Origin of the sequence: Achromobacter sp. UBA4530 (assembly GCF_002388205.1) — a bacterium.
GTDB lineage: Bacteria > Pseudomonadota > Gammaproteobacteria > Burkholderiales > Burkholderiaceae_B > Achromobacter > Achromobacter animicus.
On sequence record NZ_DGMA01000009.1, the window covers coordinates 260,207 to 285,986 of the forward strand.

Consider the following 25,780-nt stretch of genomic DNA (forward strand, 5'->3'; position numbering starts at 1 on the left):
ACTGCGGAAAATTCACTGCGGAAAATCGCTGCGTCCAGTCTACGCCTTGCGAAATAAACGGCCACTCCGCTTGTTGCGGATTGCGGTAGACCGGGTCGCGTTTGACTTCCACCCCTACAACAACGGCTCCAGCGGCAACAGCGACGCCACCCACACGGTCGCGCGTTGCAAGATGCTGGCGCCGGGCTCGCGGTCATGGCGCACCGTGTGACCGTCGCGATCTTCCAGCCAGTAGAGCTTGCCCATCTCATCCAGCATGACGCGGTAGGCGGTGCGGGGCAGTTCTTCCTCGAAGGCGTCTTCGATGCCACGCGCCAGCGCCGGGCTGTCGATCACGAATCCCAGCTCGGTGTTCAATCGCGCCGAGCGCGGATCGAAATTGAACGACCCGACGAAAACGCGCTCGCCATCCACCGCGAAGGTCTTGGCGTGCAGGCTGGAGCCCGAACTGCCGAAGGGACCCATGCTCTTGTTGCGCTCGACGCCTTGCACCGCGCGCTTCATTTCGTACAGCTCGACGCCGGCGGCCAGCAAGTCCTTGCGGCGCTTGGCGTAGCCCGAATGCACCACCGCCACGTCGGTGGCTTCCAGCGCGTTGGTCAGCACCCGGACCTTGACGCCATTGCGCGCCATCTTGGCAAACGCCTGCGTGCCGGCGGCGGTGGGCACGAAGTAAGGCGACACCAGCAGCAGTTCCTTTGCTGGCTCGCCCACGATCTCGTGCAGTTGGTGCGGCAGCATCGCCTCGGGCGGCGCGGTGCCCAGCGTCTTGCCCGGATCGTCGCTGACCATTTGGGTGCTCGCCCAGATCAGGGGCAGTTCGCCGCCAAGCAACTGCCGGATGAAGGGCAGGTCGCGCATCGCCTGCGCATAGGCTGCAGCCTCGGGCGACTGTTCGACCGCGGCCGCGTCCGCCTCCAGTTCTTCCAGTTCGTTGGACGCAGCCTTCCGGACGATGCCTGCCACCGGATAGGCGGAATCGCTGCGCCAGTAGCGGTCGAAGTCGCCCGACACGTCGCTGACGGCGGCGCCGATGGCCAGCACGTCCATGTCCCTGAACAGCACGCCGTCGGTGGCGCCAAAGTACTCGTCGCCGATGTTGCGGCCGCCCACGATGGTGGCCTGGTTGTCGGCGGTGAATGACTTGTTGTGCATCCGGCGGTTCAGCCGGTTGAAGTCCGTCAGGTAACCAAGCGGCTTTGGCCAGCGCAGCGTGAAAGGGTTGTAGAGCCGCACCTCGATGTTCGGATGCCCGTCCAGCGCGGACAGCGTCCGGTCCAGTCCCGACGTGCCGTTGTCGTCCAGCAGCAGGCGCACGCGAACGCCCCGGTCGGCGGCCTCGTGCAGCGCCTCGAACAGCATGATGCCCGTCATGTCGTCGTGCCAGATGTAGTACTGCACGTCCAGACTGCGTTCGGCCGCACGCGCCAGCATCATGCGCGCGGCAAAGGCGTCCAGGGGATCGGCGAGGGCGTGGATGCCGGACTTGCCGGGATGCGCGGCGGCCAGTGGGGCGATCGCCCGGCCCAGCGGCGTTGCGCCGGCTTCCTCATCGGTAAGTCCCTGCGACACGCTGCGCTTGTCCAGCGAGGGAAGGGAACAACCGGAGGTCAACGCGCAAAAGATGGTCATGTAGAGGTGTTTGCCCAAGTGCATGACCGCTATTGTGCCGAATCCGGCGCGGGTCGCTCGTAGTGTCCGGCGGGCGAACGGATTGCGCATCGGGGAAACCACGCGGTCGACATGTTTTCATATATGGAATAAATTCCCGGATATGGAACAACCACACACCGCCGCCGCCGCCGATGCCGGGCTGGACCTTCGTCTGGCCGCCCGGCTAAAAACACTGCGCCAGGACCGGGGCTGGTCGCTGGACGATCTGGCCGGCCGCGCCGGCATCAGCCGCGCCACGCTCTCCCGCCTTGAAAATGGCGAGGTCAGTCCCACCGCCAGCGTGCTGGGCAAGCTTTGCGCCGCCCATGGCATGACGATGTCGCGCCTCATGCTGATGGTCGAAGACGACTTTGCCGCCCATGTGCCCCAGGCCGCGCAGGCGGTGTGGGTGGATGACAGCGTGGGTTTCCGCCGCCGCTCGGTGTCGCCGCCGTCGCAGCGCCTGGCGGGCGAGGTGCTGGCCTGCGAACTGGCCGCCGACGCCCGCATTAGTTATGACCAATCGCCACGGCCCGGCCTTGAACACCATCTGCTGATGCTGGACGGCGAGCTGTCCGTCACGGCCGACGGCCACACGCATCGCCTGCTGCCGGGCGACTGCCTGCGCTACCAGCTATTCGGCGCCAGCGCCTTCGTCACCCCGCCGCACAGCGGCGCCCGCTACCTGCTTTTCATCGTCTGAGCCTGCCATGACCCCTGCAAACCTTGAATTGACGCTGCTGACGGCCGATGCCGCCGCGGCCGCCATCCCCGAGCTGGCCACCTTGCTGCACGCGTGCGTGCAGGGCGGGGCCAGCGTCAGCTTCGTGCTGCCGTACACGCATGACGACGCGCAGGGGTTCTGGCGCGGCAAGGTGCTGCCGGGCGTCGAAAGCGGGGCGGTGAAGTTGTGGGTGGCGCGCGTGGACGGGCGGGTTGCCGGATCCGTGCAACTGGACGTCGACACGCCGCCGAACCAGCCGCACCGCGCCGAGGTGCGCAAGCTGCTGGTGCATCCGGATTTTCGCCGCCAGGGCATCGCGCGCCGGCTGATGCACGAGGTCGAGGACATGGCGCGCCGCCTGCATCGCAGCCTGCTCACGCTGGACACGCGCACGGGCGATTCGGCCGAGCCGCTGTACGCGTCGCTGGGCTATCAGACGGTGGGGGTGATTCCGGGATTTGCACGAGATCCGCTCGACCCGGCGAAGGTGGACGGAACGACGATCATGTACAAGCCGCTATGACCGGCGTTCCGCGCGGGGCGATCAGGCCAGCGGCTTGATGCCCACGCTGTAGGGCGGCGCGTTGCCGCGCGCGGCGGCCTTGATCTTCAGCATGGACCCGCCGGGCGTGTACTCGAAGTCTTGATAGGGGACTTCGAACCATTGGTGAAAGCTGGTGCGCGAGAACTCGGGCACCCACACCTTTGCCCGTTTGGCGTCGCAGTGGAATTCCACCAGCGTGCGGTCGATGCCCAGTGGGCGGGTATTGCCGATGCGGTAGCTGACGCGCAGTTCGGCGCGTGCGACGCGGCCGGGCTGCCAGGTCAGGCCGATGGATTCCATGAAGTGTTCGATCGCTTCAATGCCGCGATGCATAGCTGACTCCGAAAGCAGCGGGGAATGAAAGCCCCGCAATGACCCGCCGCGCGTGGCGGCGGCAAACAGACGGATTATCCGCCATATCGCATTGCCGTAGAAATAGGCAGGTTTCACGCAAGATCCTGCCTGTACGCCCGCGCACGCGATTCTTACTATCCTGTCCAGGGCCGCGCCGGCCGTGGCTCTGCGGAGCGCGGGCGGTATCGGCCGGGCAGCCAGGCATCTTGCCGGCGGCCGCAAGCAAGGGAAGGGAATCGCATGAATACCGAAAAAATCTGGTTGGTGACGGACGCGTCGGCCGGGCTAGGCGTCACGCTGGTCAAGATGCTGCTGGACCAGGGGCACAAGGTCGCGGCCACGTCGGACGATGGCGATGCGTTGCTGGAAGCGGTGGGCGCCAAGCTGGAAGGCCGGTTCCTGCCCCTGACCGTCAACCTGGCCGACGAGCGCGCGGTGCGCCGCGCGGTGGACGCCACGGCGGCGGCCTTTGGCGGCATCGACGTCGTGGTGAATGGCGCCGGGCAGGGCGTGCAAGGCTCGCTCGAGCGGTTGTCGGACGCGCAGTTGCGCGGCACGTTCGATATCCACGTGTTCGGGGTGCTGAACGTCATCCGCGCAGTGATGCCGCGTCTGCGCGCGCAGCGCGGCGGGCATGTGTTCAATATCTCGTCGATTCTGGGTTTCGATGGCCGCGCGCCGGAATGGGGCGCCTACAGCGCCGCCAAGTTTGCCGTCAGCGGGCTGACCGAATCCCTGGCCGCCGAAGCCGCGCCCCTGGGCATCCGGGTGTCGCTTGTCTACCCGGGCGCGATGCGCGCGGGTGATGCGCAAGCATCCCCGGAGCTGGCCGCGCGCGGCGAGCAAGGCTGGGACCAGGGCGGCGATCCGGTCAAGGCGGCGCAGGCGCTGATCCAGGCCGCCGAGGCGCAGTACGCGCCCCTGCATCTGTTCCTGGGCCGCAATTCCTTCGATCAGGCGCGCAGCAAGATCCAGTCGGTGCAACAGGAGCTGGCACGGTGGCGCGAGATGTCCGTGTCGATCGGCGCTGTCGACGGAAGACGGCTGGCCGCTTGAGGCATACAGCGCGCCAGCCGCATCGGGTGAGCAGCCCGCAGACCGTTTGAGGCGCGGAGCCGCTAGCCGCCCAGCAGCCCGCGCCCGGCCTGGTAGGCGCCCAGCAACGCCAGGCTGACCATGAAGCACAGCTTGAACGTGCGCGCGGAAAGCCGGCCGCGCAGCCGTTTCCCCAGCGCCATGCCGGCCAGTGCCGGCAGCAGCATCAAAAGCGACGCGCTGGCGGCGCCGGCCGTATAGCCGCCGTTCAGCCACAGCCCCGCGGCCAGCGCCACGGTCGACACCGTGAAGGAAATCCCCATGGCCTGGATGAGCGCGTCCTTGTCCAGTTTCAGGGCTTGCAGATAGGGCACGGCCGGGATGACGAAGACGCCGGTGGCGGCCGTGATCACCCCGGTCACCGCGCCGGCCGCGATGCCGATCCATTGTTCATGCCGGGGCTGCACCGCGGGCGGCGAGCCAAACAGTCCCCAGGCGGCATAAGCCACCAGCGCCAGCCCCAGGAAGATGCCGGCCCAGTCGCCCGAGGGCGGACCCAGCCACAGCGCGCCCGCCACCGTGCCCGCGCAGACGCCGGCCTGCATGCCGGCGATCCGGCGCAGGACCGCGCGCAGCGTGACCCACGGCAGCGCCTGCCACAGGTTGGTGATGAGCGACGGCACGATGAGCAGCGCGGCCGCCTGGGCCGGCGCCATCACCAGCGCCAGCAATGCCATCGAAATGGTGGGCAGGCCCAGCCCGACCACGCCCTTGACCACGCCGGCCAGGACGAAGACCGTCACGACAGCCGCGAGCAATACGGGATCGAAAAGATTCATGCGGGCTCGCAGTGCGCGGTCAGCGCGTCCTTGGGGCGGCCGAACAGGGCGAAGGCCACATCCTGCGACGGTCCTTCGTTCTGGCGGGCGGCGCGCAGCAGCCATGCGCGTCCCTCGCACAGGTCGGCGGGCAGCGACGGGCCGTACAACGCGGGACCGCCGATCAGCACCATGCCCAGCATCCGTTGCGCGGGCGGGTGGTCCGCGCGCGCGGCGGCGCGCAGCCACGTCAGCATTGCGCCATGGTCGCCCTGCGTCTGCGCTTCCAATGCCAGTGCGTACTGCTGGGCGGGGGTGAGGGGGCCGCCAATTCCGGCCTGCGCTTCGGCTACGCCTGAGGCGTACAGCGCCAGTGCGACCAAGGCCAGCCCCGGCCAGCGCGCGGTCCGGGTGCGCAATGTTGCAGTGTTCATGATTTCCGCCTGTTCGGGTGGGTATGGACGCATTCTCACGCTCGCGCCCGACCGCGCCTATCGGGATCTGGCGTACCCAGACTATGGCTGCGCCTGAGGCTGGCGTGCTACGCTTTTTTTCATGCGCTTTGACCTGACCGACCTACGCCTTTTCCTGAACGTGCACGAAACCGGCTCCATCACGGCGGGCGCGGGGCGGTCGCACATGACGCTGGCGTCGGCCAGCGAGCGCATCCGGGGCATGGAAGACGCGCTGGGCGTACCGCTGCTGGTGCGCGAGCCGCGCGGCGTGCAGGCGACGCCCGCGGGGCGCACGCTGGTCCATCATGCACGGCTGGTGCTGGGCCAGATCGACCGCATGCGCGGCGAGCTGGATCATTACGGCGCCGGGCTGAAAGGCCATGTGCGGGTGCTGTGCAACACCACGGCGCTCAGCGAATACCTGCCGCCCGTGCTGGGCGCGTTTCTCAAGGACCATCCGCATATTTCCGTCGACCTCGAAGAGCGCCTGAGCCACGAGATCGCCGACGCGCTGCGGACCGGCGCATGCGACATCGGGGTGCTGGCGGACTCGGCCGATCTGCACGGCCTGCGCACGCGCATCTTCCGCCATGACCCGCTGACGCTGATCGTGCCGCGCGGCCATCCGCTCGCGGCGCTGCAACAGGCGCTGCTGGAGGACGTGGCCGGTTATGAATTCGTCGGACTGGTGCAGGGCAGCGCGCTGCAGGAGCACATCGCGCATCACGCGCGCCGCAGCGGCAAGGCGCTGTCCTATCGCGTGCGGTTGCGCAGTTTCGATGCCGTCTGCCGGATGGTGGGACAGGGGGTCGGCGTGGCCATCGTGCCGCGCGCGGCGGCGGTGCGCTATGGCCGCGCGGCTGGGGTAAGCCGCGTGGCGCTGGCGGATCCGTGGGCGGCCCGGGATCTGGTGCTGTGCGTGCGTGATGATCTTCCCGCGTACGCGGCGGATCTGGTGGCCTATGCGTTGCGCGACGCACCGGCTGGCGATGCGGCCCAAGCGCCCGTGGACCCGGCCCCCGACGCCCCTGCGCGCGTCAGCGTGCAAAAAGCCGGCGCCCCGGCAGGTGGCCGCGGTCGAACCACGAACCCGACGCGACGGCGGCCAGGATGATCAGGCCGTAAATGCACATCGCCACGGCCGCGATCACGAAGAACACCGTCAGCGAACCGGTCATGTGCAGCGCGACGCCGCCTGCGCCGATGCCGATCAAAAGCCGCAGGAACCCCGCCATCAACGGCCACTTCAGCCTTCCGGCTCCTTGCGACGCGAAGTACAGCGAAAAGCCCAGCGCGAAAAACCCATACACCGGACCCACAATGCGCAGATAACCGGCGCCGGCCTCCAGCATGTGATCCTGCGCGCCGAACAGGCGCAGCCACGCGTCGGGGAAAAACGCCGCGGTCAGCCCGATCGCCTCCGCCAGCACGAACGCCATCGCCCCGCCCGTCAAGGCGATGCGCATGGCGCGCTCCGGTTGGCCCGCGCCGATGTTCGAGCCGACCATCGCCACCATGGGCGCGCCCAGCCCGAAGGCGATGGGCATCAACAGATATTCCAGCCGCACCGCCACGCCATAGCCCGCCACCGCTGCCTCGCCCGCGTAGGCGCCCACCAGTGCCGCGGTCAGTGCCACCAGCGCGTTGGTCATGAGCGGGTTGATGGTGGCCAGCGCGCCCACGCTGAGGATGTTGCGCATCAGCGTCGCATGCAGCCGGCTGGCGACCAGCCGCGCCGCGTTGCGTCCGCTGGCGCAATAGGCGCCCAGGATCAGCGTGCCTACGGCGTAGTAGATCACCAGCGCCCAGCCGCCGCCCGCCACGCCAAGCGCGGGGAAGGGGCCCCATCCGAAGATCAGGCATGGCGACAGGGGAATCAGCAGCAGCGCGCCGCCGCAGATGACCGCGCCCGGCACCAGCATGTTGCCGGTGCCGCGGATGGCGCTGGCAAAGGCGTTCATCAGCCACATCAGGACGATGCCGCCGAAGATCACATTGGAATACGCCAGCGCGGCGTCGAGCGCTTCGCCTTCGGCGCCCAGCGCGCGGTACAGCGCCGGACCGAAGGCCAGCAACAACACGCAAAAGGCCAGACCCAGCAAGGCGTTCAGCACGACTGCATGCAGCACGAGCTGATCGGCCTCCTGTTGCCGTCCGCCGCCCAACGCGCGCGCGACCGCAGCGGAAATCCCGCCGCCCATCGCGCCCTGAGACATGTTCTGCATCAGCATCAGCACCGGCACGACGAGCGCCACGCCGGCCAGCACCGGCGTGCCCAGCCGCGCCAGAAACCAGGTCTCGATCAGGCCGGTGGACGACTGCGCCAGCATCATGAGGATGTTGGGCCACGCCAGCCGCGCCAGCGTGGGCGCGATGGGGCCATGCAGCATGGCTTGCAAGCGCGCATTGGCGGGGCGTGGCGGGGCGGTCGCTGGCATGGGGAAGGCCGGTGGACGTGATCGGCAAAATTTACGTGCATATGCCAATAACTGTCAATAACGGGCTGGACGTGAACCCGCGCGGGCGGTAGCGTTATGTCCTTGCCCGCCGATTTTCCTTCCTTGGTCGCCATGTCCGACGCCCCGCTCCTCGGCTCTGCCGTTCCTCCGGATCCGCTTGTCTGTAACGGCGCTGCGCTGCGCAAGGCGACGCGTCGCGTGTCCCAGCTCTATGACACCGTGCTCGCGCCCTGCGGGCTGAAAGTGTCGCAACATTCGATCCTGGTGCACATTGCCCGCGCGGGTTCGCCGTCGATGACCGACCTGGCCCGCGCGATGGTGCTGGACCGGTCCGCGCTGGCGCACAACCTCAAGCCCTTGCAGCGCGATGGGTACGTGCAGATGATGCGCGACCCGCTGGATGGCCGCAGCCGCCGGGTGGAGTTGACCGAGACCGGCCGCGCCAAGCTGGCGGAATCCCGCCGCTTGTGGAAGGACGCGCAGAACCGTTTCGAAGCCGCATACGGCGCCGAGCGCGCCGCGGCATTGCGCCACGCGCTGGCCGACATCTTTTCCGACGACTTCGCGCAGGCCTTCAGCCGCGGCTAAATGCCGTCCCCCGTTCCATTGCTGCGCGGGCCGCCGCGCCGGGTCATTGCCAGGACGCCGCCCAGCACGCAACTTATGCCGGCGATCTGCGCGCCGGTCACCGGCTCGTCCAGCAGGCTAGCCGACAGCATCACTGCGGAAACGGGCGCCAGTGCGGTAAAAAGCGCCGCCTCTGAGCCAGGCACGCGCGCCGCGCCCGCGTACCAGAGCAGAAAGCCGCCCACCGTGGGCACCAGCGCGTAGTACGCGACGGCAGCGACCGCGCCAGGCGCGTAGTCCAATGCCCATGGCGCTTCGGCCAGGCTGGCCACCGCGGAAAACGCCAGGCCGAATGCCGTCATCAACGTCGATAGCGCCAGCGGCGCAACCGGCGTGCGCAGGCGCTTGTTCAACAGGATGAACAGCCCCTCGCAGGCCACCGCGCCCAGGATCAGCGCGTTGCCGGCGAGCGACCCGTCCATGCCCCGCGAGGGGGGGCGGCTGGTCATCAGCCACACGCCGAACGCCGCCATGCCGATGGCAGCCAGGGCCCGCCGGCCCGGGCGCTCGCCCAGCAGCAGCATGGCGATCGCGGCCGTGACGAGCGGCAGCGTCCCCAGAATGATGCCGCCGTCCACTGCCGAGGTCCGCTGCAACCCGGCGATCAACAAGGTCGTATACCCGACGCTGCCCGCCACCGCCTGCACCGTCAGCAGCAGCCAGTCCCGCCGGTGCAGCCGGGGCAGGCGCGCGCCGGTCGCCGCCATCAGCAGGGCGAAGCAGGGCAACGCGATGGCAAAGCGCAGGGCGGTCGCGGTGAAGGGCGGCAACCCCGCGCCAATGACCTTGCTGGCGGTCACGGTGCTGCCGACCAGCACCATGGCCAGTGCCAGATAGAGATACCCGTGCCGCAGCCTGTTGATGGCCATCGCCTGAATGCCCGTTGGAAAAGGCACAGCGTAGGGCGCAGGCGGGAGGCAGGTCTTGAACGAAATTGCAGGGAAGGCGGATCAGGCGCCCGCGGCCAACGCATAGCGGCGCGGCGACACGCCATAGGCGCGCACGAAAAGCCGCGTCATGTGGCTCTGGTCGGCAAAACCGCCCAGCGCGGCCGCATCGGCCAGCGCCATGCCCTGCCGGATGAGCCGCCGCGCCAGCAGCAGGCGACGCTGCATCTGGTAGGCGTGCGGCGTCAGCCCCGTGGCGCGCGTGAAGGCGCGCAGCACCTGGTAGCGGCTCAGGTCGCTGGCGGTGGCCAGATCGGCGAGCGACAGGGCGGCGGCCGGGTCGTCGTCGATGCGCGCGATCGCATGGCGCAGGGAGGACGGTATCGCCTCGCGCGCAAGGGCGGTGGCCAGCGTGCCGCGCGGACCGCCAGCCTGCGCCAGCACGCGCAACAGCAGGCTGTCGCACGCCAACGGCGATCCGCCTGCGGTGATGTGCGCATAAAGCGCAAGGACGTCACGGGCCAGCGCTGGCTGGTGCCGCGCCGGGTGCTCGAATTCGTAGAGGGAGGCGCCCGACAGACTGCCCGCATCGTGACGCCGAGGCACGCCCGCGCCGGTCAGGTCTTCGGCGCAGGCGGTCACGACGCCGGGATCCAGGTAGATCATCTGCCAGGCCCGCACACCGTCGCCGATGGGCGCGCCATCGTGGACCTCGCCCGGATTGACCGTGATGACGTAACCCGGCCCGGCCTCCACCTGGCCCCGGCCGCTGTGCGACACCTGTGCGCCTTGGCGCATCACGCCGATGCCGAATTGTTCATGCGTGTGGCGCGCGAACGCGTGGCCGCTGCAGGCGGATACGGCCTGCACGCCGGCGATGACGCTGCGCTGCATGAGGAATTGGCGTGCGGGCATGAATGACGTGGCGGCGATGGCGGTCGGGCCAGTATCGCCCGCAGATCTCGCGCCGATCAAGCGCCGCTATTGCAGGCCGGTCCAGCGCGCCACGGAGGGTTCGGCCGAGGCCCATTTCCATTGCCCGTCCCGGCGCTGGCAGATCGTGCTGGCGTAGGCAGGCGCGGCGCCTTCCACTTCCACCGTAAACAGCACCTCGCGGCAGTGCGCCAGCGGCGTCTCGATGTCGCGCACTGCCTGGATGCTGCCGCGCTCGTTGCCCACCGCCAGGGTGCGTTTGATCTGCCACTGCCGGACTTCACCGATGGGCAGCCCGCCCACCGTATTGGCCATGACGTTCTGCTGGTCGTTCTTCCATTCGCGCAACACGTACTTCACCGTGGCGTCCACCGCGGCCTGCACCGTCACGCCAATGGCAAAGCCGGCAACGGGATTGGCCGTGGCCGCACCGCTCAGCGTGCCGACCACCGCGCCCGTGGCGGGACCGATGGAGGAACTCTGGCAGCCCGCGAGCGCCAGGCTGGCGGCCAGCGCCAGCATGCCGATCGCCCGCGTCACTGCAGCGAGCCCCAGCGGGCGGTCGCCGGTTCGGCGCTCGCCCAGCGCCAGTTTTCGCCGTCGCGGCAGACGGTCGTGACGTAGAACTCGCGTTCCGGATCAGCGCCGGGTTTGCCGGCAGGCGTGTCCACCGAGAACACCACTTCCTTGCATTGCAGGTCGCCACCGCCGATCAGCCGGCTGACGGTGACCTGGCCGCGCGCGTCGTCCTCGATCGGCAACTTATGCTCGACGTTCCAGCTGGCGACCTTGCCCACCGCAAGCGCGCCGGCCGCCTTGGCGATGGCGTCCTGCTCTTCGCCGCGTGTCTGGCGCTGCGCATAGGCCAGCGCGGCCTTCGCGCCGGCCTGCACGCCCAGGCCGATGCCCGTGGCCACCGTGGCGTTGTCGGTCACCTTGTTGGCGATGGCCGTGCCGGCGATACCGGCCGCGGCGCCCGTGCCTTCTCCCAGCATCGAACTGCAGCCTGAAAGCGCGGTCAGCGCGGCGAGTCCCAGCAGGCAAAGCGCGCGGCCGCTCGCAAAGGTTGGCGAGATGGTGAACAAGCTGCGGGCCCTCCTGTGAATCTTGGCGGGCGCAAGTATAGGAGCGCGCACGGCCGCGCGGCCGCGCCCTTTACATTTGTTGGCACTTTTGTGCGCGAGGCGCGGCGGGCAACCGGGGCGCGCCATCACGCCGCGGTCGTCACGTCATGCTGCGGGGCGATGCGCCAGCTCGAGCCGGGCGCGCCGCGCGCGCCATGTCCGCAGCACCAGCTTCTCGATCTCCACCACGCAAAAGAGCACCGCGGCGGCCACCAGCGTCAAAGTCCAGTATTCCGGCGGCAGCGGGACGGTGCCGAACACGCGATTCATCGCGGGCAGATAGATCAATGCGCATTGCAGCAGGCCCAGCAGGATCGTGACCAGCCACAGCGCCTTATTGCGGAACATGCTGGGCGTGATCGGCCACCGGTCCTGCAGGCGGCAGTTGAACAGATAGGTCCATTGCGCCGTCACCAGCGTCTGCAGGATGACGGTGCGGATGAAGTCCGGATCGCGCCCCGCGGCAATCAGGCTCTTTTCGATGATGAAGGCGGACGTGGTGAAGAGCAGCCCCACGAACGCGATGCGCCAGAGGGCGAAGCCGTCCAAGATCGATTTCGCGGGATCGCGCGGCCGGCGCTGCATCATGCCCGGTTCGGCCGGTTCAAACGCCAGGCCGAAGGCCAGCGTGACGGAAGTCGCCATGTTCATCCACAGGATCTGCAGCGGCGTCAGCGGCGCCTGTGCGCCGGCCAGCAACGCCACGATGACCAGCAGTCCCTGCGCCAGGTTGGTCGGCAGGATGAACAGGATCGTCTTCTTCAGGTTGTCGTAGACGCGGCGCCCTTCGCGCACGGCATAGGCGATGGAGGCGAAGTTGTCGTCCGCCAGCACCATGTCGGCGGCCTCTTTGGTGACCTCGGTGCCCTTGATGCCCATGGCCACGCCCACGTCCGCCTGCTTGAGCGCGGGCGCGTCGTTGACGCCATCGCCCGTCATGCCGACCACTTCGCCCATGCTTTGCAGCGCGCGCACCAGGCGCAGCTTGTGCTCGGGGCTGGTGCGCGCAAAGATGTCGTGGTCGCGCGCCAGCGCGGCAAGTTCTTCGTCGCCAATCTGCTGCAACTGGGCGCCGGTCACCGCCTCGCGCACATGCGTCATGCCCAGCATGGCGCCGATCGCCAGCGCGGTTTCGGGGTGATCGCCCGTGATCATCTTCACGCGGATCCCTGCCTGGTTGCACTGCGCGATGGCTTCGATGGCTTCGGGACGGGGCGGGTCCATGATGCCGGCCACGCCCAGCAACACCAGCCCGTCCTGAAAGTCCGGATGGTCCAGCGCCGCGGCGTCCGCCGTGCCGGGCTTGTACGCGGCTGCCAATGTCCGCAGGCCCTGGTGCGCAAAGGCCTCCAGGCCGCGCTCCCAGTAGTCCAGCCGCAGCGGCTGCGGCCCGGCTTCGCCCTGTTCCTGCGCGCACAGCTTGAACAGCACGTCGGGCGCGCCGGTGACGTAGATGATGTTCTGACCATGGTCGTCGCAGCGGCGCGCCATGTACTTGTAGCTGGAATCGAACGGCACCTTGCCGTGCTTGGCCACGCCCTCCAGGCTCTGGCCGGCCTTGGTTGCCAGCACCATCATCGCGCCTTCCGTGGGACCGCCCACGATGCGCCACTGCCCATCGGCATCTTCGTGCAGCTGGCTGTCGTTGCAGATGGCGGCCGCACGCACGAAGCGCGTCAGCGCGTCCTCGCGCTGCCAGTCCACCGGCTTCCCGTCGGATTCACGGGTGATCTCGCCGACCGGCCGGTAGTTGTCGCCCGACACGCGATACACGCCCTGCGCCAGCAGCACGTTCTTGGCGGTCATCTCGTTCATGGTCAGGGTGCCCGTCTTGTCCGAGCAGATCACCGTCATCGCGCCCAGCGTTTCGACGGTGGGCAGCTTGCGGATGATGGCGCGGTTGCGCGCCATGCGCTGCACGCCCAGCGACAGGATGATGGAGATGATGGCCGGCAGGCCTTCCGGCACGGAGGCGACCGCGATGCTGATCAGCGACATCAGCAGGTCCGACAGCGGCATGTCGAGCACGTAGCGGCCCAGCACGAACAGCGCTACCACCATCACCAGCACCACCTGGAAGATGCGCTTGCCCAACAGCTCCATCTGCCGCAACAGCGGCGTCTGCAGCGTCTGCACGTCCGTCATCATGCGGTTGATGTGGCCGATCTCGGTGTCGCTGCCGGTGGCCACCACGATGCCGCGCGCATTGCCCGCGCTGACGTGGGTGCCCGAGAACCCCAGGTTCAGGCGGTCGCCAAGCGGCGCGTCACCCGGCAGGGGCGCATCGTGCTTTTCGACGACGGTGGATTCGCCGGTCAGCATCGATTCCTCGACGCGGAAGTTGTGCGTGTCAAAGAGCCGCACGTCCGCCGGGATCTTGTCGCCGGGTCGCAGGATCACGATGTCGCCCGGCACCAGGTCGCGGGCGTCGATCTCTTCCTTCTGCCCGTCGCGCACCACGCGGGCATGGTTCGACAGCATGTTGCGGATGCCGTCCAGCGAACGTTCGGCGCGGCTTTCCTGGACGTAGCCTATGACGGCGTTGATGACCGCCACGGCCAGGATGACGCCGGTATCGAGCCAATGGCCCATCAGCGATGTCACCACCGCCGCACCCAGCAGGATGTAGATCAGCACGTCATTGAAGTGGCCCAGAAATCGCAGCCAGGCGCTGCGGCGGGCAGGCGGGGGCAGTGCGTTCAGGCCGTGGGTCTCTTGCCTGCGCCGGATCTGGTCTTGCGAAAGGCCGGCGGCGCTGGTCACCTGGATGCCCAACGTCTCGTCGACGGAGAGTTGGTGCCAGGGGCGAGGAGCTTGCGGAACCTGCGTGTTCGCCTGCGTCATGACGTACGGCCTCCCGGAGGGACCGGCCACGTGACCGGGCCGGAAGTCGGGGGCCGCACAGGTCAGTCCGGCGTCCATGATACGACGGGCTGCCGGCCCGAGGCGTCACATCGGCCGCGCGCCCTTCAGATAGACCTCGCGCAACGCCGCCGCAAACAGCGCCTCGACGTTGCGCCGCAATCCGTCGGACCGCGTGAACAGCGAGATCGGCGGAAGCGTCCAGTCAAATGAATACGGCACGATGGCCGCGCCCGCGATGCGAACCAGCTCGTCGGCGATGTCGGCCGGCAGGATCGTGACGGCGCGGTCGCTGGCCACGATCATCTCGCCGATCAGCTTGGATGAGTCGCTTTGCACGGACGGCGGCGGGGGCGCCAGGCCGGCGCGCAAGAAGATGTCGGCCACCTGCTCGCGGATCGGACTGCCCGGCGTGCCCAGGATCCAGTCCAGATCGGCCAACCGGTTCCATTCCAGGCGCGACCGCCCCAGCCGGGCGGCCAGCCGGCGGCTGGCGATCAGGCGGGGCTGCTGGTGGTACAGGACCTCGAAACCGATGTTGCTCAGGTCCACCGAGGGCGTGGCCCAGCCGACGACCACGTCCAGCGTGTGGTCGCGCAATTGGCGCAATAGCGCCGGCCCCTGACCCTCGTGGATGGTCGCGGTGAGCTGACGGCCCTGCGGCAGCGTGCGGCCGATGGCCGCCGACAGCATCTGGCCCGACACGAACGGAATGACGCCGATGTGCAGGTGGGCGGCGTGCCCGGCCGCCACGGTCTCCATTTCCTGCACCAGATGGCCCAGATCATGGACCAGCGCCCGGGCGCGCGCCAGCACCACGGCGCCCATGGGCGTAGGCGTCATGCCCCGCACCGAGCGGTCGAACAGCGGCACGCCGAACATGCTTTCCAGCTCGGCCAGGGCATTGGTCACGGCCGGCTGGCTGGTCGCCATGTGTTCGGCCACCCGGGTCAGCGACCCGTGCTGCTCGATCTGCAGCAGCAGCATCAGGTGGCGCATCTTCAGGCGCGAGGTCAATTTCCGGAAAACGGCATCCGGATCAAAGGCTGTCATAGACAAGACATTAGGAAAGCGTGATGGGACGATATTAAATCCGAATGAACGCCTTATGTCTTCCACCCTAGAATTTTGCAAATTCAAGACAGCGAGGCCACAGCCCATGAACAACCCGTCCGACCGCCAGGCAGCCCTGGACTATCACGAGTTCCCCACCCCGGGAAAAATCTCCGTCGTGGCGTCCAAGCCGCTCGTCAACCAGCGCGACCTGGCGTTGGCGTACTCGCCCGGCGTGGCGGCGGCTTGCGAGGAAATCGTGGCCGACCCGTCCAACGTGTACCGCTACACCGCGCGCGGCAACCTGGTGGGCGTGATCTCCAACGGCACCGCGGTGCTGGGCTTGGGCAACATCGGCGCGCTGGCCTCCAAGCCGGTCATGGAAGGCAAGGCGGTGCTGTTCAAGAAGTTCGCCGGCCTGGATGTCTTTGACATCGAAATCAATGAAACCGACCCCGACAAGCTGGTCGAGATCATCGCCGGCCTGGAAGCCACCTTCGGCGGCATCAACTTGGAAGACATCAAGGCCCCCGAGTGCTTCACCGTCGAGCGCAAGCTGCGCGAACGCATGAAGATTCCGGTCTTTCACGATGACCAGCACGGCACGGCCATTACCGTGTCGGCGGCCTTCATCAACGGCCTGAAGGTCGTGGGCAAGGACATCAAGCAGGTCAAGGTGGTCACGTCGGGCGCGGGCGCTGCGGCGCTGGCGTGCCTGGACCTGATGGTGGACCTGGGCCTGCCCCTGGAAAACATCTGGGTCACCGACATCGAGGGCGTGGTCTACGAAGGCCGCACCACGCTGATGGATCCGGACAAGGCGCGCTTTGCGCAAAAGACCGACGCCCGCAAGCTGGCCGAGGTGATCCAGGACGCCGACGTGTTCCTGGGCCTGTCGGCCGGCGGCGTGCTGAAGCCCGAAATGGTCGCCGCCATGGGCTCCCGCCCGCTGATCCTGGCGCTGGCCAACCCCACGCCGGAAATCCTGCCCGAAGTGGCCCACGGCGTGCGCGACGACGTGGTCATGGCCACGGGCCGTTCGGATTACCCGAACCAGGTCAACAACGTACTCTGCTTCCCGTACATCTTCCGCGGCGCGCTGGACGTGGGCGCCACGACGATCACGCGCGAAATGGAAATGGCGGCGGTGCATGCCATCGCCGACCTGGCCGAGGAAGAGCAGAACGAAGTCGTGGCCGCCGCCTACGGCACCTACGACATCTCGTTCGGTCCCGAATACCTGATCCCGAAGCCGTTCGATCCGCGCCTCATCGTGCGCATCGCGCCGGCGGTGGCCAAGGCCGCGATGGAAGGCGGCATCGCCACGCGTCCGCTGGCTGACCTGGAAGCCTACGAAGAGCAACTGCAGCAGTTTGTGTACCACTCCGGCGCGTTCATGAAGCCTCTGTTTTCGGCGGCCAAGCGCATCGTGCGTTCGGGCGGCAAGGCGCGCATCGTCTTTACCGAAGGCGAAGACGAACGCGTGCTGCGCGCCGTGCAGGTCATTGTCGACGAAGGCCTGGCCCGTCCGATCCTGGTGGGACGTCCCGCCGTGCTGCTGTCGCGCATCGAAAAATTCGGCCTGCGCCTGCGTCTGGGCGAAGACGTCGAAGTCACCAACCCCGAATACGACGAGCGCTTCCACCAATACTGGACGACGTACTGGGAGCTGATGAGCCGCCGGGGCATCACCAAGGAAATGGCGCGCGTGGAAATGCGCCGCCGCCTGACGCTGATCGGCGCAATGATGGTGCATCTGGGCGATGCCGACGGCATGGTCTGCGGCACGGTCGGCGCGTACCACGACCACCTGCGTTTCGTGGATGAGGTCATCGGCCGCCGTCCGGGCCACAACGTTTACGCCGCCATGAACATCCTGCTGCTCGACGAGCGCACGGTGGTGCTGGTGGACACGCACGTGAACGACGAGCCCACCGCCGAGCAGATCGCCGAATTCACCATCATGGCCGCGCAAGAAATGGCGCGCATGAATCTGGCGCCCAAGGTTGCGCTGTTGTCGCGCAGCAACTTCGGTTCGGGCAGCTCGGCCTCGGGCGAGAAGATGCGCCGCGCCCTGGAACTGGTCCGCGAAGCGGCCCCGGACCTGGAAATCGACGGCGAAATGCACGGCGATTGCGCGCTGGACGAGGGCCTGCGCATGCGCATCCTGCCGTCGTCCACGCTCAAGGGCGAAGCCAACCTGCTGGTGTGCCCGAATGTGGACTCCGGCAACATCGCCTACAACCTGCTCAAGACGGCAGCGGGCGGCAACGTCGCGGTGGGTCCGTTCCTGCTGGGCGCCAATGCCCCCGTGCACATCCTGACCAACAGCTCCACCGTGCGCCGCATCATCAACATGACGGCCATGACGGTGCTCGACGCCAACCGCGTCGAAGGCGCCTGATCGCCATTGAGCCGCCGCGTGATTCGCGCGGCCAAGACAATGCGCGCCGCTCCTCACGGAGCCGGCGCGCATTTTTTTCTGCGGGTGAGCGGCCAGGCCTAGTTTGCGCTGGCCTTCCAGGTGCCGTCCGGTTGCTTGCAGAACCAGAACTGCCAGGTTTCGGTCGTGGTGGTCCGCGAGAAATTGCCGACCAGGAAGCGGCAGACGCGGTCATTGCCGGCTTTGGTGGTCTGCTTGGGCGTCAACTGCACCGTGATCGGCGCCGCCTTCTTGCGCTGGTGCGTGCTGGTCCATTCGGTGCTCTGGCCGTCGGCCGAGCTGTTCAGCGCCTGTGCCACGGCCTCGTGAAACGAGGCGCGGTCGGCCGGCAATATCTGCGTGATGAGGGCGTCGTTGAGCATGACGGCCGGGGCGGCGACCGCCGCCGACGCCATGACGCTGGACAGAAGCACTGCGGCAAGAACGCGGGGATATTTCAAGATGGGCTCCCTGATGTGAACAGCCAGTAAGGCGGTAAGCGAGTCTGCACCGTGAATCTGAGCCGATAGTACGCCAAAAAAAGGCCGCCCAACGGGGCGGCCAAGCTACAACAAGGGGAGGGTAAATCGTTGCGCGGCGGGAGAGCCGTTTCAGTTGCCGTTTCAGTTGCCGCGATACACGCCCGCAAACGGCATGTCATTCGGTTCCACGTTCGACACTTGGCCGGCGGCCTTGGCGGCGGCCAGTTCGGCCTTCACGTCGGCGCGGGTCTTGCCGGTGTGCGGCGTGCCATACACACCTTGGAAAGGCGTGTTGTTCGGTTCGGCGTTGGTGTTGATGCCGGCGGCCTTGGCGGCGGCCTTCGCGGCAGCCAGTTCGGCCTGCACCTGAGCGCGGGTGGGGCCTTCGTACGGGGTGCCGTAGACGCCCTGGAAGGGCACATTGTTGGGTTCGATGTTGGGCGAGGCATAGGCGCCGGCGCTCAGTGCAGCCAGCGAGAACATCAAAGCGGTAGCAAGGGTCTTCATGGTAAACCTCCGATTTCTAGAGCCTGGGAGCGAATCCGGCGGCCTTTCCGTCGTGGTTCGTTGCTGTTTCCCGATGGCTTGAATCTTGCGCCGATCTAGAATGCGGATAAACCCGGATATCGGTAAAAGATAATTCCATCAATGGGAAGATGTGGCTTCAATTGCTATTGAGTCACCATTTTTGGAATGCCGAAGCGGGGCGGATCGACAGGACTGTGCATGGAAAAAATCGACCTCACCCGAGAAAAGGCCACGCTTCTCATCACGCTGTACGCCAAGGCGCGAGAAAGCCGGCTGCCCAATTCCGTGCTGCAGGACCATCACGCCGCCGATGCCGTTAGCCGCATCGACTACGATTTTTCCCGCCTGCGCATGCGCCGCGACGAAATGATCGGTCTGGCGATGCGCGCCCACACGCTGGATGGCTGGGCCCGCGAATTCATCGCCGCGCACGGCGATGCCACCGTGCTGCATCTGGGCTGCGGGCTGGATACGCGCGTGCAGCGGGTGAATCCGCCACCGGGCATAAGTTGGTACGAGGTCGACTATCCCGAGGTCATCGAACTGCGGCGCAAGCTGTATCCGCCGCGGCCGGGCTGCACGCTGGTGGGCACGCCCGTCACGGACCTGGACTGGCTGGCGCAGATCCCGGCCGGCAAGCCAACGCTGGTCGTGGCCGAAGGACTTTTTCTTTATCTGCCCGAGGACGCGCTGTTGACCTTGCTGCGCGCGCTGACGGCGCGGTTTCCGTCCGGCGAGGTCGTCTTTGACGCCTACAACCGCCTGGGCTTGAGCTGGGTGGCGCACAACCGCATGATCCAATCGACAGGCGCGGTCACGCGTTGGAGTCTGAGGCGCCCGCAGGATCTGGAGGCGCAGGTGCCCGCCTTGCGGCTGCGCACCGTGCGCGGCGGGTACGAAACCGACGACCCCGCGCAGCGGGCACGATATTCGCTGCCGGCGCAGGCGGCGTTATGGCTGATGCGCCGGGTCGAGCCCTTGGGTAGTATGACCAGGCTGCTGCGCTATCACTATTAGCGATCAGTAGTGCGGCGGCAGTTCGTCGCGCAGGCTGCGGAAGGGGGCTGCCCCCTCAGGCGCCTGCTGGCGCAGGTCGGCGACCTCGCGCATGAGCCGGTCGATCTGCTGTTGTTGGCGGACGATGATCTGGTTCAACTGCTCCAGAAGATCATCCGAGAAGCTGGCTTTGACCTCCAGGTCCATCAGCCGGCGTTCGATGTCTTGCGTATTTTCCATGGCGGGTATTAGAACCCATTCCCGCCCGATCACAGGAGAGAAGTTTGGTACAGCGGCAATGGCGGGACAGCGGCACGTGGTGGTGGACGGCAAGCACGATACTGGCGCTTGCACCGGCTGCGACCGCGCTGGCGCAAGCCCAGACGCTGGCCCCGGTGGTGGTGACCGGCACCCGGCTCGGCACCGCGGTGCTGGACACGCCGGCCTCCGTCGATGTCGTGCAGGGCAGCGCCATGCGCTGGCAGCAGCCCGGCATCAACCTGTCTGAAGGGCTGGCCGGCGTGCCCGGCCTGCAGATCCAGAACCGCCAGAACTACGCGCAGGATCTGCAGATTTCCAGCCGCGGCTTCGGTGCGCGGTCCACGTTCGGTGTGCGCGGCGTGCGGCTGTATGTCGACGGCATTCCCGCCACGATGCCCGATGGCCAGGGGCAGACCTCCAATATCGACATCGGCTCCATCGACCGAGTCGAGGTGCTGCGCGGGCCGTTCTCGGCGCTGTACGGCAATTCCTCCGGGGGCGTCATCCAGGTGTTCACGCAGGACGGCGCCAATCCGCCCGAGATCACCGCCAGCGGCTGGGGCGGCAGCTACGGCACATGGCGCTACGGCGCGCAGGCCAGCGGCGTCACGGGCACGGGCGCGGGTCAGCTGGATTACGTGCTGGACCTGTCGCGTTTCACCACCGACGGCTATCGCGACCACAGCGCCGCGCGCAAGAATCTGGGCAACGCCAAGCTGGGCCTGCAACTGAACGACGACAGCCGCCTGACCCTTGTCGTCAATAGCGTCGACCTGAAGGCGCAGGATCCGCTGGGCCTGACCTACCAGCAGTTCCAGGACGACCCGCGCAGCGCGCCGGTGGCCGAGCAGTACAACACCCGCAAGACGGTCAAGCAGACGCAGGGCGGGCTGGTCTTCGACCACCAGATCGACGGCCGCAACGCGCTGCGCGTGATGGTGTATTACGGCCAGCGCGATACCACGCAATATCAGTCGATCCCGCCCGCCGTGCAGACTCCGCCCACGCAGGCCGGCGGCGTCATTGATCTGAAGCGCCAATACGGCGGCGCGGACGTGCGCTGGACCTCGGAACTGACGCTGGCGGGCCGCGCGCTGACCGTGATCGGCGGCTTCTCGTACGACACCATGCAGGAAGACCGCAAGGGCTACGAGAACTTCGTCGGTTCGGGGGCAAGCCGGCAGTTGGGCGTGAAAGGCGCGTTGCGCCGCGATGAAACCAATCGCGTCTACAACGCCGACCCCTATGCGCAGGCCTCCTGGAATTTCGCCGACCGTTGGACGCTGGACGCAGGCCTGCGCTACAGCACGGTCCGCTTCGACTCCGACGACCACTACATCACGGTCGGCAATACCGACGACAGCGGCGGCGCGCGCTACCGCAAGGCCTTGCCCGTGGCCGCGCTGCGCTACGCCGTCAACGACGACGTCAGCGTCTACACCTCGTACGGCCGGGGTTTTGAGACGCCCACCCTGAACGAGATCTCGTACCGGCCCGGCGGCGACCCGGGGCTGAACTTCGGCTTGATGCCGTCGGTCAGCACCAACGTCGAAGCCGGCGTCAAGGCGCGCATGGCCGGCGGCCTGCTGACGGCCGCGGTGTTCAGCACCCGCACGGACGACGAGATCGTGTCTGCGGGCAGCCTGGGCGGGCGCACCAGCTACCAGAACGCCGGCCGCACGCGCCGCGATGGCCTGGAACTGAGCTGGTCCGGGGAATTTGCGCGCCATTGGCGCACGCAGCTCGCGTACACGATGCTCAACGCACGCTACGCCGACGACGGCAGCGGCGATATCCGCGCGGGCAACAAGATCCCCGGCATCGCGCGCCAGGCGGCGTATGCCTCGCTGGCCTGGGCGCCGCCCGAAGGCTGGCAGGCCGGAGTGGAAGGGCGCTACCTGAGCAAGATCTACGTCAACGATGCCAACAATGGCGACGCGCCCGCCTATTTTGTCGCGGCCGCCAGCGTCGGCTACATCAAGCGCGCCGGCCCGTGGGAGCTGAACGCCTACGCCCGCGTCGACAACCTGTTTGACCGCGACTACGCAGGCTCGGTCATCGTCAACGAAGGCAACGGGCGTTATTACGAACCGGCGCCCGGACGGAATGCGGGCGTGGGCGTGGGGGCGACTTACCGGTTCTGACGCGCGAGGTGCGGCGGGCTGTCGTGGCCCCGCCCGCGCCTTACGCCGCGGCGGGATAGCAGAACGCGCTGTCCTCGCAATCGCTGCATCCCGGCGCGGCCGCGGCGGGCAGGTCGGCGTGTTCGCACGCTGAATGCGCCAGGAATTTCTTCCAGCGCAGATTGTTCACGTTACGGCTCACCAGACCCGGATAGTGACGCGCAAGCAGCACGGTGACGTCTTCGCGTCCCGACAGACCCAGATCGCGCCACAGGTGGTCTGGCCGCAGGCAGGCGTGCGCCAGGACGCTGCTGACCCATGGGGTGGTGTCGGGGCCGGGCGCGCGGTAGGCGTCGAGCAGGACGCGCATCAACAGCGTGAAACCGGGCTGAGGATCGCTCACGCCCATACTGACGAAGGCGGCATATTGCTCGCGCAGCGGGAACAGGGATGTGTCGAAGCCGGTCAGCGCGCCCGGGAACAGGTAGTCCAGCAGGTCGTGCAGTTCGGCCGGCGACAGACCGCTGCGCGCGAGGTCCTGGTGGGCAATGCTGGTGCCGATGACGGCGGCGAAAAAGCCGGCGTCGGGATGAACGGGCGGTGCATATCGCAGCAAGGCATGCGCAAACCGCTGGGCCCGATCGGTGATGCTGGTGTCGGGAAGAGAGGGCGGCACGGGCACGGCGTCCATCATGATTCTTAATGCGGTAACGGTTTTATTAAGCTGTTAACTAAACAGTGTAGGGGCGAATATATAACGAAAAATCGGCGCGCTTCTGCCATATGCGGGTGAATCCCCGTTGGGACATACCCGAGGGTAATTAGCGGGGACAGGTATGATCGGCGTCCTATCCATTGCATAACACCCCAAACATGCCGCGCCGTTTCCGTCCCGCTGTCACCCGTCTGTTTGGCGCTGTCGCGCTGGCGCTGGCCGGCATGGCCGCATCGCCGCCGCCCGCCTTGGCCTTCGACGTCGGCGCTGTCATTGATTCGATCCGGCTTTCCCGTTATCCGCTGCGCGAGCCCGAGCGCCGGGTGTGGGGCACCGAGAACGTCAAGGACGCCGTCCTTGTTGGTCAGATGGAAAACCGGCTGTACCTGTACCGGTACGTGCGCGAGGGGGCCAAGACCTTCAAGCTGGATTTCCGCTCGCAGCCGCTGGTGATCGATCCCGAAGGCTGGAAGGCGTCGCGCGAGGACAACGTGGCGGTCCGGTCCCCGCGCGCGGGCGAGGCCTTCTACTGGGTCGGTTATGCCGATCGCGGCGCCGGCGCCGGCAAGGCCACGGGTTTCCTGGTGGACGACAAAGGCGAGGCCGCGTCGGTCAACGCCGACTCGCAGCTAGCGGTGGTCATCAGCAGCCGCCCGTGGGACGAGGCGCGCCGCGCGCAGGCCCTGGCAACATTGCACGCGGCGCTGCGCGACTATCCCACGCGGCTGGACCCATTTCCCGCGCAGGTGCGTTTCGAACACCAGACGGCGCCGGACGTGACGGCCACGTTCCGCACGTTGCATCAGGTGGCGCGCGCCATTCCGCGCGCCAAGACCGCCGAGTTCAACCGTGCGCTGGCCGACCTGCGCCGCTTCGTCATGGCGCAGGATTATCGCGAGATCGATCCGGACGGCAAGGACGCCGAGATGCTGACCGCCTTGAACGACTACGGCTTCTGGCTGGCCGAGTCGGGCGACACGGCGCAGGCGGAACGCATCCTGACCGACGTGCTGCGGCGCGATCCGTCGCGCACCGCCGCTTACCTTAACCGCGCCGACGCCCGCTGGAAACAGCGCGAGAAATCGCGCGAGGAGCGGGCTTACTACGAAGCGCTGGCGCGCGAGGACTACCGGCTGTATTGCTCGAAGCGCCTTGCCGGCAAGGAAGCCATTCCGGCCAACATCGCGTCCCGCATCGGCGCGGCGCTGGAGGCCTCGGCACTGGATGCGCAGGTCTGCCGTCCGCGCCTGGCGATCTTCCAGGCGATCCAGGCGAACGATCTGGACGCGGTGCGCGCCCAGCTTGCGGGCGGACAGGATCCGAACGGCGTGAACGAATACGGCAGGTCCGCACTGTCGGTGGCCGTGTCGCGCAAGCAGCTTGAGATGGTGCGCGTGCTGCTGGACGCGGGCGCCAAGGCGGACGGCCCCGACAACGGGTTCTCGCTGGTCGCCAGCGCGTTGCCGGACGCCAAGGACACCCGTCCGGCCGCAGAGCGCTACGCGCTGGCCGACATCCTGATCGCCGCGGGTGCGCCGGTGGATGCGCTGGACTCGAACGGCACGCCGCTGCTGATGCGCCGGATTTCGTACTACAGCGACAGCAAGGACAACCTGGTCTACCTGCTGGAGAAGGGCGCCAATCCGAACGCGCGCGAAAAGAACGGGCGCTCGCTGCTGCATGCCGCGCTGCAAACGCCAAAGAATTTCTGGTTTGCCGAGAAACTGCTGGCGCGGGGGGCGGACATCAATGCCGCCTACACCCGCATGTATTACGGCAACAGTCCCATGTGGGAAACGCCCTTGCTCGAGGCCCTGCGGGAATCGCCGAGCGGCGACCTGACCCCGTCGGCGACCTATGCCGTGCCTGAGCGCGTGAAATACGTGCTGGCCCACGGCGCCGATCCCGCGGTGGGCGGCTACGGCGCCTCCAAGGACGCGCCCGACCGTAACGGGATGAATGAAGGCCTGTCGCTGGCGGTCCGCTACCTGCAGCCTGGCCTCATCGATCAGCTGGTGCAGGCTGCGCGCCCGCCGCAAGCGCCGCTTTCGACGGAGCCGTTGTCCAGTCTGCTGTCGATGTGGAATCAGGTGGAGCAACGCGCGGCGGCTGACGGCAACAGCGCGGCGTGGGACGGCCAGCGCGCGCGGCTGCGCGCTATCGCGGACCGGCTGGTGGCCGCAGGCGTGCCGCTGGCGGCGCCGGCCGACACGGCGGGACCGCTGCGCAACCGGATCGCGCCGCTCAGCCTGCCGTGGCTGCCCGACGATTTGTACGAGGCTTGGCTGAAGGCGGGTGCGGACCCGACCGACCGGAGCGATTCCGACATGCGGCTCGAGGGCGTCGCGGCGGCGGACGCGCTGCCGCTGGTGACCATGCTGAACCTGGGCATGGACAACAAGGTTCAGTTGCTGCTCGAACACGGCGGCGCGCCAAAGACGCCGGCCCGTTGCGGCATGGCGGTGGCGGACGTGCTGGCCTGGCAGCTTGGCAACAACGGCCCGGTCAGCCCGATGGGCGGACGTGCGGTCAAGCAGGTGCTCGATGCGGCCGCTGGTCCCGCTGGGTGCGACCTGAACCAAACTTCGCGCGTGCAGCCGTTCGAGGGCGTGACGGCAATTGAGCTGGCACGGCGCGCCGAGGTGGACCTGGCGCCGCCGGCTCCGCCGCGCTGAGCCGGCGCGCGCTGCGCGGCGGCAGCGGCCAGCTGGCTGCCCGCGACGCC

24 protein-coding genes are annotated in these 25,780 nt (G+C 67.6%); 9 read left to right on the plus strand and 15 right to left on the minus strand.

Annotated elements, in window-relative coordinates; genetic code table 11:
- Window positions 1-114: 114 nt before the first annotated feature.
- Window positions 115-1,656 (minus strand): phospholipase D family protein, encoded by a 1,542-nt coding sequence (locus B2W22_RS10625; protein ID WP_175137694.1) that lies wholly within the window; start codon window positions 1,654-1,656, stop codon window positions 115-117.
- 118 nt (window positions 1,657-1,774) lie between these two features.
- Between B2W22_RS10625 and B2W22_RS10630 the strand changes: the two genes are divergently transcribed.
- Window positions 1,775-2,356: a helix-turn-helix domain-containing protein gene (locus B2W22_RS10630; protein ID WP_175124426.1), complete on the plus strand. Its 582-nt coding sequence runs from the start codon at window positions 1,775-1,777 to the stop codon at window positions 2,354-2,356.
- Window positions 2,357-2,363: 7 nt separating this feature from the next.
- On the plus strand, window positions 2,364-2,900 hold the full coding sequence (locus B2W22_RS10635) for a GNAT family N-acetyltransferase (protein WP_175124427.1): 537 nt from the start codon (window positions 2,364-2,366) through the stop codon (window positions 2,898-2,900).
- A 21-nt stretch (window positions 2,901-2,921) separates the two neighbouring features.
- Here B2W22_RS10635 and B2W22_RS10640 read toward each other — a convergent pair whose 3' ends face one another.
- Entirely contained in the window at window positions 2,922-3,254 is a 333-nt protein-coding gene (locus tag B2W22_RS10640; RefSeq protein WP_056558301.1) for a hypothetical protein, read from the minus strand.
- Window positions 3,255-3,515: 261 nt separating this feature from the next.
- On the opposite strand from B2W22_RS10640, the gene B2W22_RS10645 reads away from it, so the two are divergent.
- Complete coding sequence (locus B2W22_RS10645; protein WP_286937571.1) at window positions 3,516-4,331, plus strand: SDR family NAD(P)-dependent oxidoreductase; 816 nt, start codon at window positions 3,516-3,518, stop codon at window positions 4,329-4,331.
- A gap of 62 nt (window positions 4,332-4,393) precedes the next feature.
- Here the strand turns inward: B2W22_RS10645 and B2W22_RS10650 are convergent, their stop codons facing one another.
- A complete protein-coding gene (locus B2W22_RS10650) occupies window positions 4,394-5,149 on the minus strand; it encodes a sulfite exporter TauE/SafE family protein (protein WP_286937574.1) in 756 nt (251 codons plus the stop codon).
- A complete protein-coding gene (locus tag B2W22_RS10655; protein ID WP_286937575.1) occupies window positions 5,146-5,562 on the minus strand; it encodes a sel1 repeat family protein in 417 nt (138 codons plus the stop codon). Before B2W22_RS10655 ends, B2W22_RS10650 begins: the two co-directional genes overlap by 4 nt.
- A 121-nt stretch (window positions 5,563-5,683) precedes the next feature.
- On the opposite strand from B2W22_RS10655, the gene B2W22_RS10660 reads away from it, so the two are divergent.
- Window positions 5,684-6,697, plus strand: a complete 1,014-nt coding sequence (locus B2W22_RS10660) for a LysR family transcriptional regulator (protein WP_286937577.1) — start codon at window positions 5,684-5,686, stop codon at window positions 6,695-6,697.
- On the opposite strand, the gene B2W22_RS10665 is transcribed toward B2W22_RS10660, so the two are convergent.
- A complete protein-coding gene (locus tag B2W22_RS10665; RefSeq protein WP_175124432.1) occupies window positions 6,621-8,021 on the minus strand; it encodes an MATE family efflux transporter in 1,401 nt (466 codons plus the stop codon). The genes B2W22_RS10660 and B2W22_RS10665 overlap by 77 nt on opposite strands.
- A gap of 132 nt (window positions 8,022-8,153) precedes the next feature.
- On the opposite strand from B2W22_RS10665, the gene B2W22_RS10670 reads away from it, so the two are divergent.
- Window positions 8,154-8,630: a MarR family winged helix-turn-helix transcriptional regulator gene (locus B2W22_RS10670; protein ID WP_175137779.1), complete on the plus strand. Its 477-nt coding sequence runs from the start codon at window positions 8,154-8,156 to the stop codon at window positions 8,628-8,630.
- Here the strand turns inward: B2W22_RS10670 and B2W22_RS10675 are convergent.
- From B2W22_RS10675 to B2W22_RS10700, 6 genes are all read right to left on the minus strand, one after another.
- Window positions 8,627-9,538: a DMT family transporter gene (locus tag B2W22_RS10675; protein ID WP_286937579.1), complete on the minus strand. Its 912-nt coding sequence runs from the start codon at window positions 9,536-9,538 to the stop codon at window positions 8,627-8,629. The genes B2W22_RS10670 and B2W22_RS10675 overlap by 4 nt on opposite strands.
- Before the next feature lie 81 nt (window positions 9,539-9,619).
- On the minus strand, window positions 9,620-10,471 hold the full coding sequence (locus tag B2W22_RS10680; protein WP_286937581.1) for an AraC family transcriptional regulator: 852 nt from the start codon (window positions 10,469-10,471) through the stop codon (window positions 9,620-9,622).
- Between the two features lie 66 nt (window positions 10,472-10,537).
- Window positions 10,538-11,029 carry a hypothetical protein gene (locus tag B2W22_RS10685; protein WP_239212932.1) on the minus strand — a complete coding sequence of 164 codons (492 nt, stop codon included), beginning with the start codon at window positions 11,027-11,029 and terminating at the stop codon, window positions 10,538-10,540.
- Window positions 11,026-11,574: a hypothetical protein gene (locus tag B2W22_RS10690; RefSeq protein ID WP_175184449.1), complete on the minus strand. Its 549-nt coding sequence runs from the start codon at window positions 11,572-11,574 to the stop codon at window positions 11,026-11,028. Before B2W22_RS10690 ends, B2W22_RS10685 begins: the two co-directional genes overlap by 4 nt.
- Window positions 11,575-11,718: 144 nt before the next feature.
- The gene (locus tag B2W22_RS10695) at window positions 11,719-14,457 is read right to left on the minus strand and encodes a cation-transporting P-type ATPase (protein WP_286937584.1); all 2,739 of its coding nucleotides are present in this window, start codon (window positions 14,455-14,457) and stop codon (window positions 11,719-11,721) included.
- Between the two features lie 105 nt (window positions 14,458-14,562).
- Complete coding sequence (locus B2W22_RS10700) at window positions 14,563-15,528, minus strand: LysR substrate-binding domain-containing protein (RefSeq protein ID WP_191576121.1); 966 nt, start codon at window positions 15,526-15,528, stop codon at window positions 14,563-14,565.
- Between the two features lie 106 nt (window positions 15,529-15,634).
- Here B2W22_RS10700 and B2W22_RS10705 point away from each other — a divergent pair, with 106 nt between their 5' ends.
- Window positions 15,635-17,932, plus strand: a complete 2,298-nt coding sequence (locus tag B2W22_RS10705; protein WP_286937586.1) for an NADP-dependent malic enzyme — start codon at window positions 15,635-15,637, stop codon at window positions 17,930-17,932.
- A 98-nt stretch (window positions 17,933-18,030) separates the two neighbouring features.
- Here B2W22_RS10705 and B2W22_RS10710 read toward each other — a convergent pair whose 3' ends face one another.
- On the minus strand, window positions 18,031-18,411 hold the full coding sequence (locus B2W22_RS10710) for a hypothetical protein (RefSeq protein WP_175137704.1): 381 nt from the start codon (window positions 18,409-18,411) through the stop codon (window positions 18,031-18,033).
- Between the two features lie 162 nt (window positions 18,412-18,573).
- Window positions 18,574-18,939, minus strand: coding sequence for a DUF4148 domain-containing protein (locus tag B2W22_RS10715; protein ID WP_286937589.1), 366 nt, complete (start codon window positions 18,937-18,939; stop codon window positions 18,574-18,576).
- A gap of 219 nt (window positions 18,940-19,158) precedes the next feature.
- Here B2W22_RS10715 and B2W22_RS10720 point away from each other — a divergent pair, with 219 nt between their 5' ends.
- On the plus strand, window positions 19,159-19,977 hold the full coding sequence (locus B2W22_RS10720) for a class I SAM-dependent methyltransferase (RefSeq protein WP_286937592.1): 819 nt from the start codon (window positions 19,159-19,161) through the stop codon (window positions 19,975-19,977).
- A 3-nt stretch (window positions 19,978-19,980) separates the two neighbouring features.
- Here B2W22_RS10720 and B2W22_RS10725 read toward each other — a convergent pair whose 3' ends face one another.
- Entirely contained in the window at window positions 19,981-20,196 is a 216-nt protein-coding gene (locus B2W22_RS10725) for a SlyX family protein (RefSeq protein WP_056558252.1), read from the minus strand.
- 98 nt (window positions 20,197-20,294) lie between these two features.
- Here B2W22_RS10725 and B2W22_RS10730 point away from each other — a divergent pair, with 98 nt between their 5' ends.
- Window positions 20,295-22,361, plus strand: a complete 2,067-nt coding sequence (locus B2W22_RS10730) for a TonB-dependent receptor (protein ID WP_286937735.1) — start codon at window positions 20,295-20,297, stop codon at window positions 22,359-22,361.
- Between the two features lie 40 nt (window positions 22,362-22,401).
- Here B2W22_RS10730 and B2W22_RS10735 read toward each other — a convergent pair whose 3' ends face one another.
- On the minus strand, window positions 22,402-23,034 hold the full coding sequence (locus B2W22_RS10735; RefSeq protein WP_414631952.1) for a nitrogen fixation protein NifQ: 633 nt from the start codon (window positions 23,032-23,034) through the stop codon (window positions 22,402-22,404).
- A gap of 179 nt (window positions 23,035-23,213) precedes the next feature.
- On the opposite strand from B2W22_RS10735, the gene B2W22_RS10740 reads away from it, so the two are divergent.
- On the plus strand, window positions 23,214-25,730 hold the full coding sequence (locus B2W22_RS10740) for an ankyrin repeat domain-containing protein (RefSeq protein ID WP_286937594.1): 2,517 nt from the start codon (window positions 23,214-23,216) through the stop codon (window positions 25,728-25,730).
- Window positions 25,731-25,780: the final 50 nt, after the last annotated feature.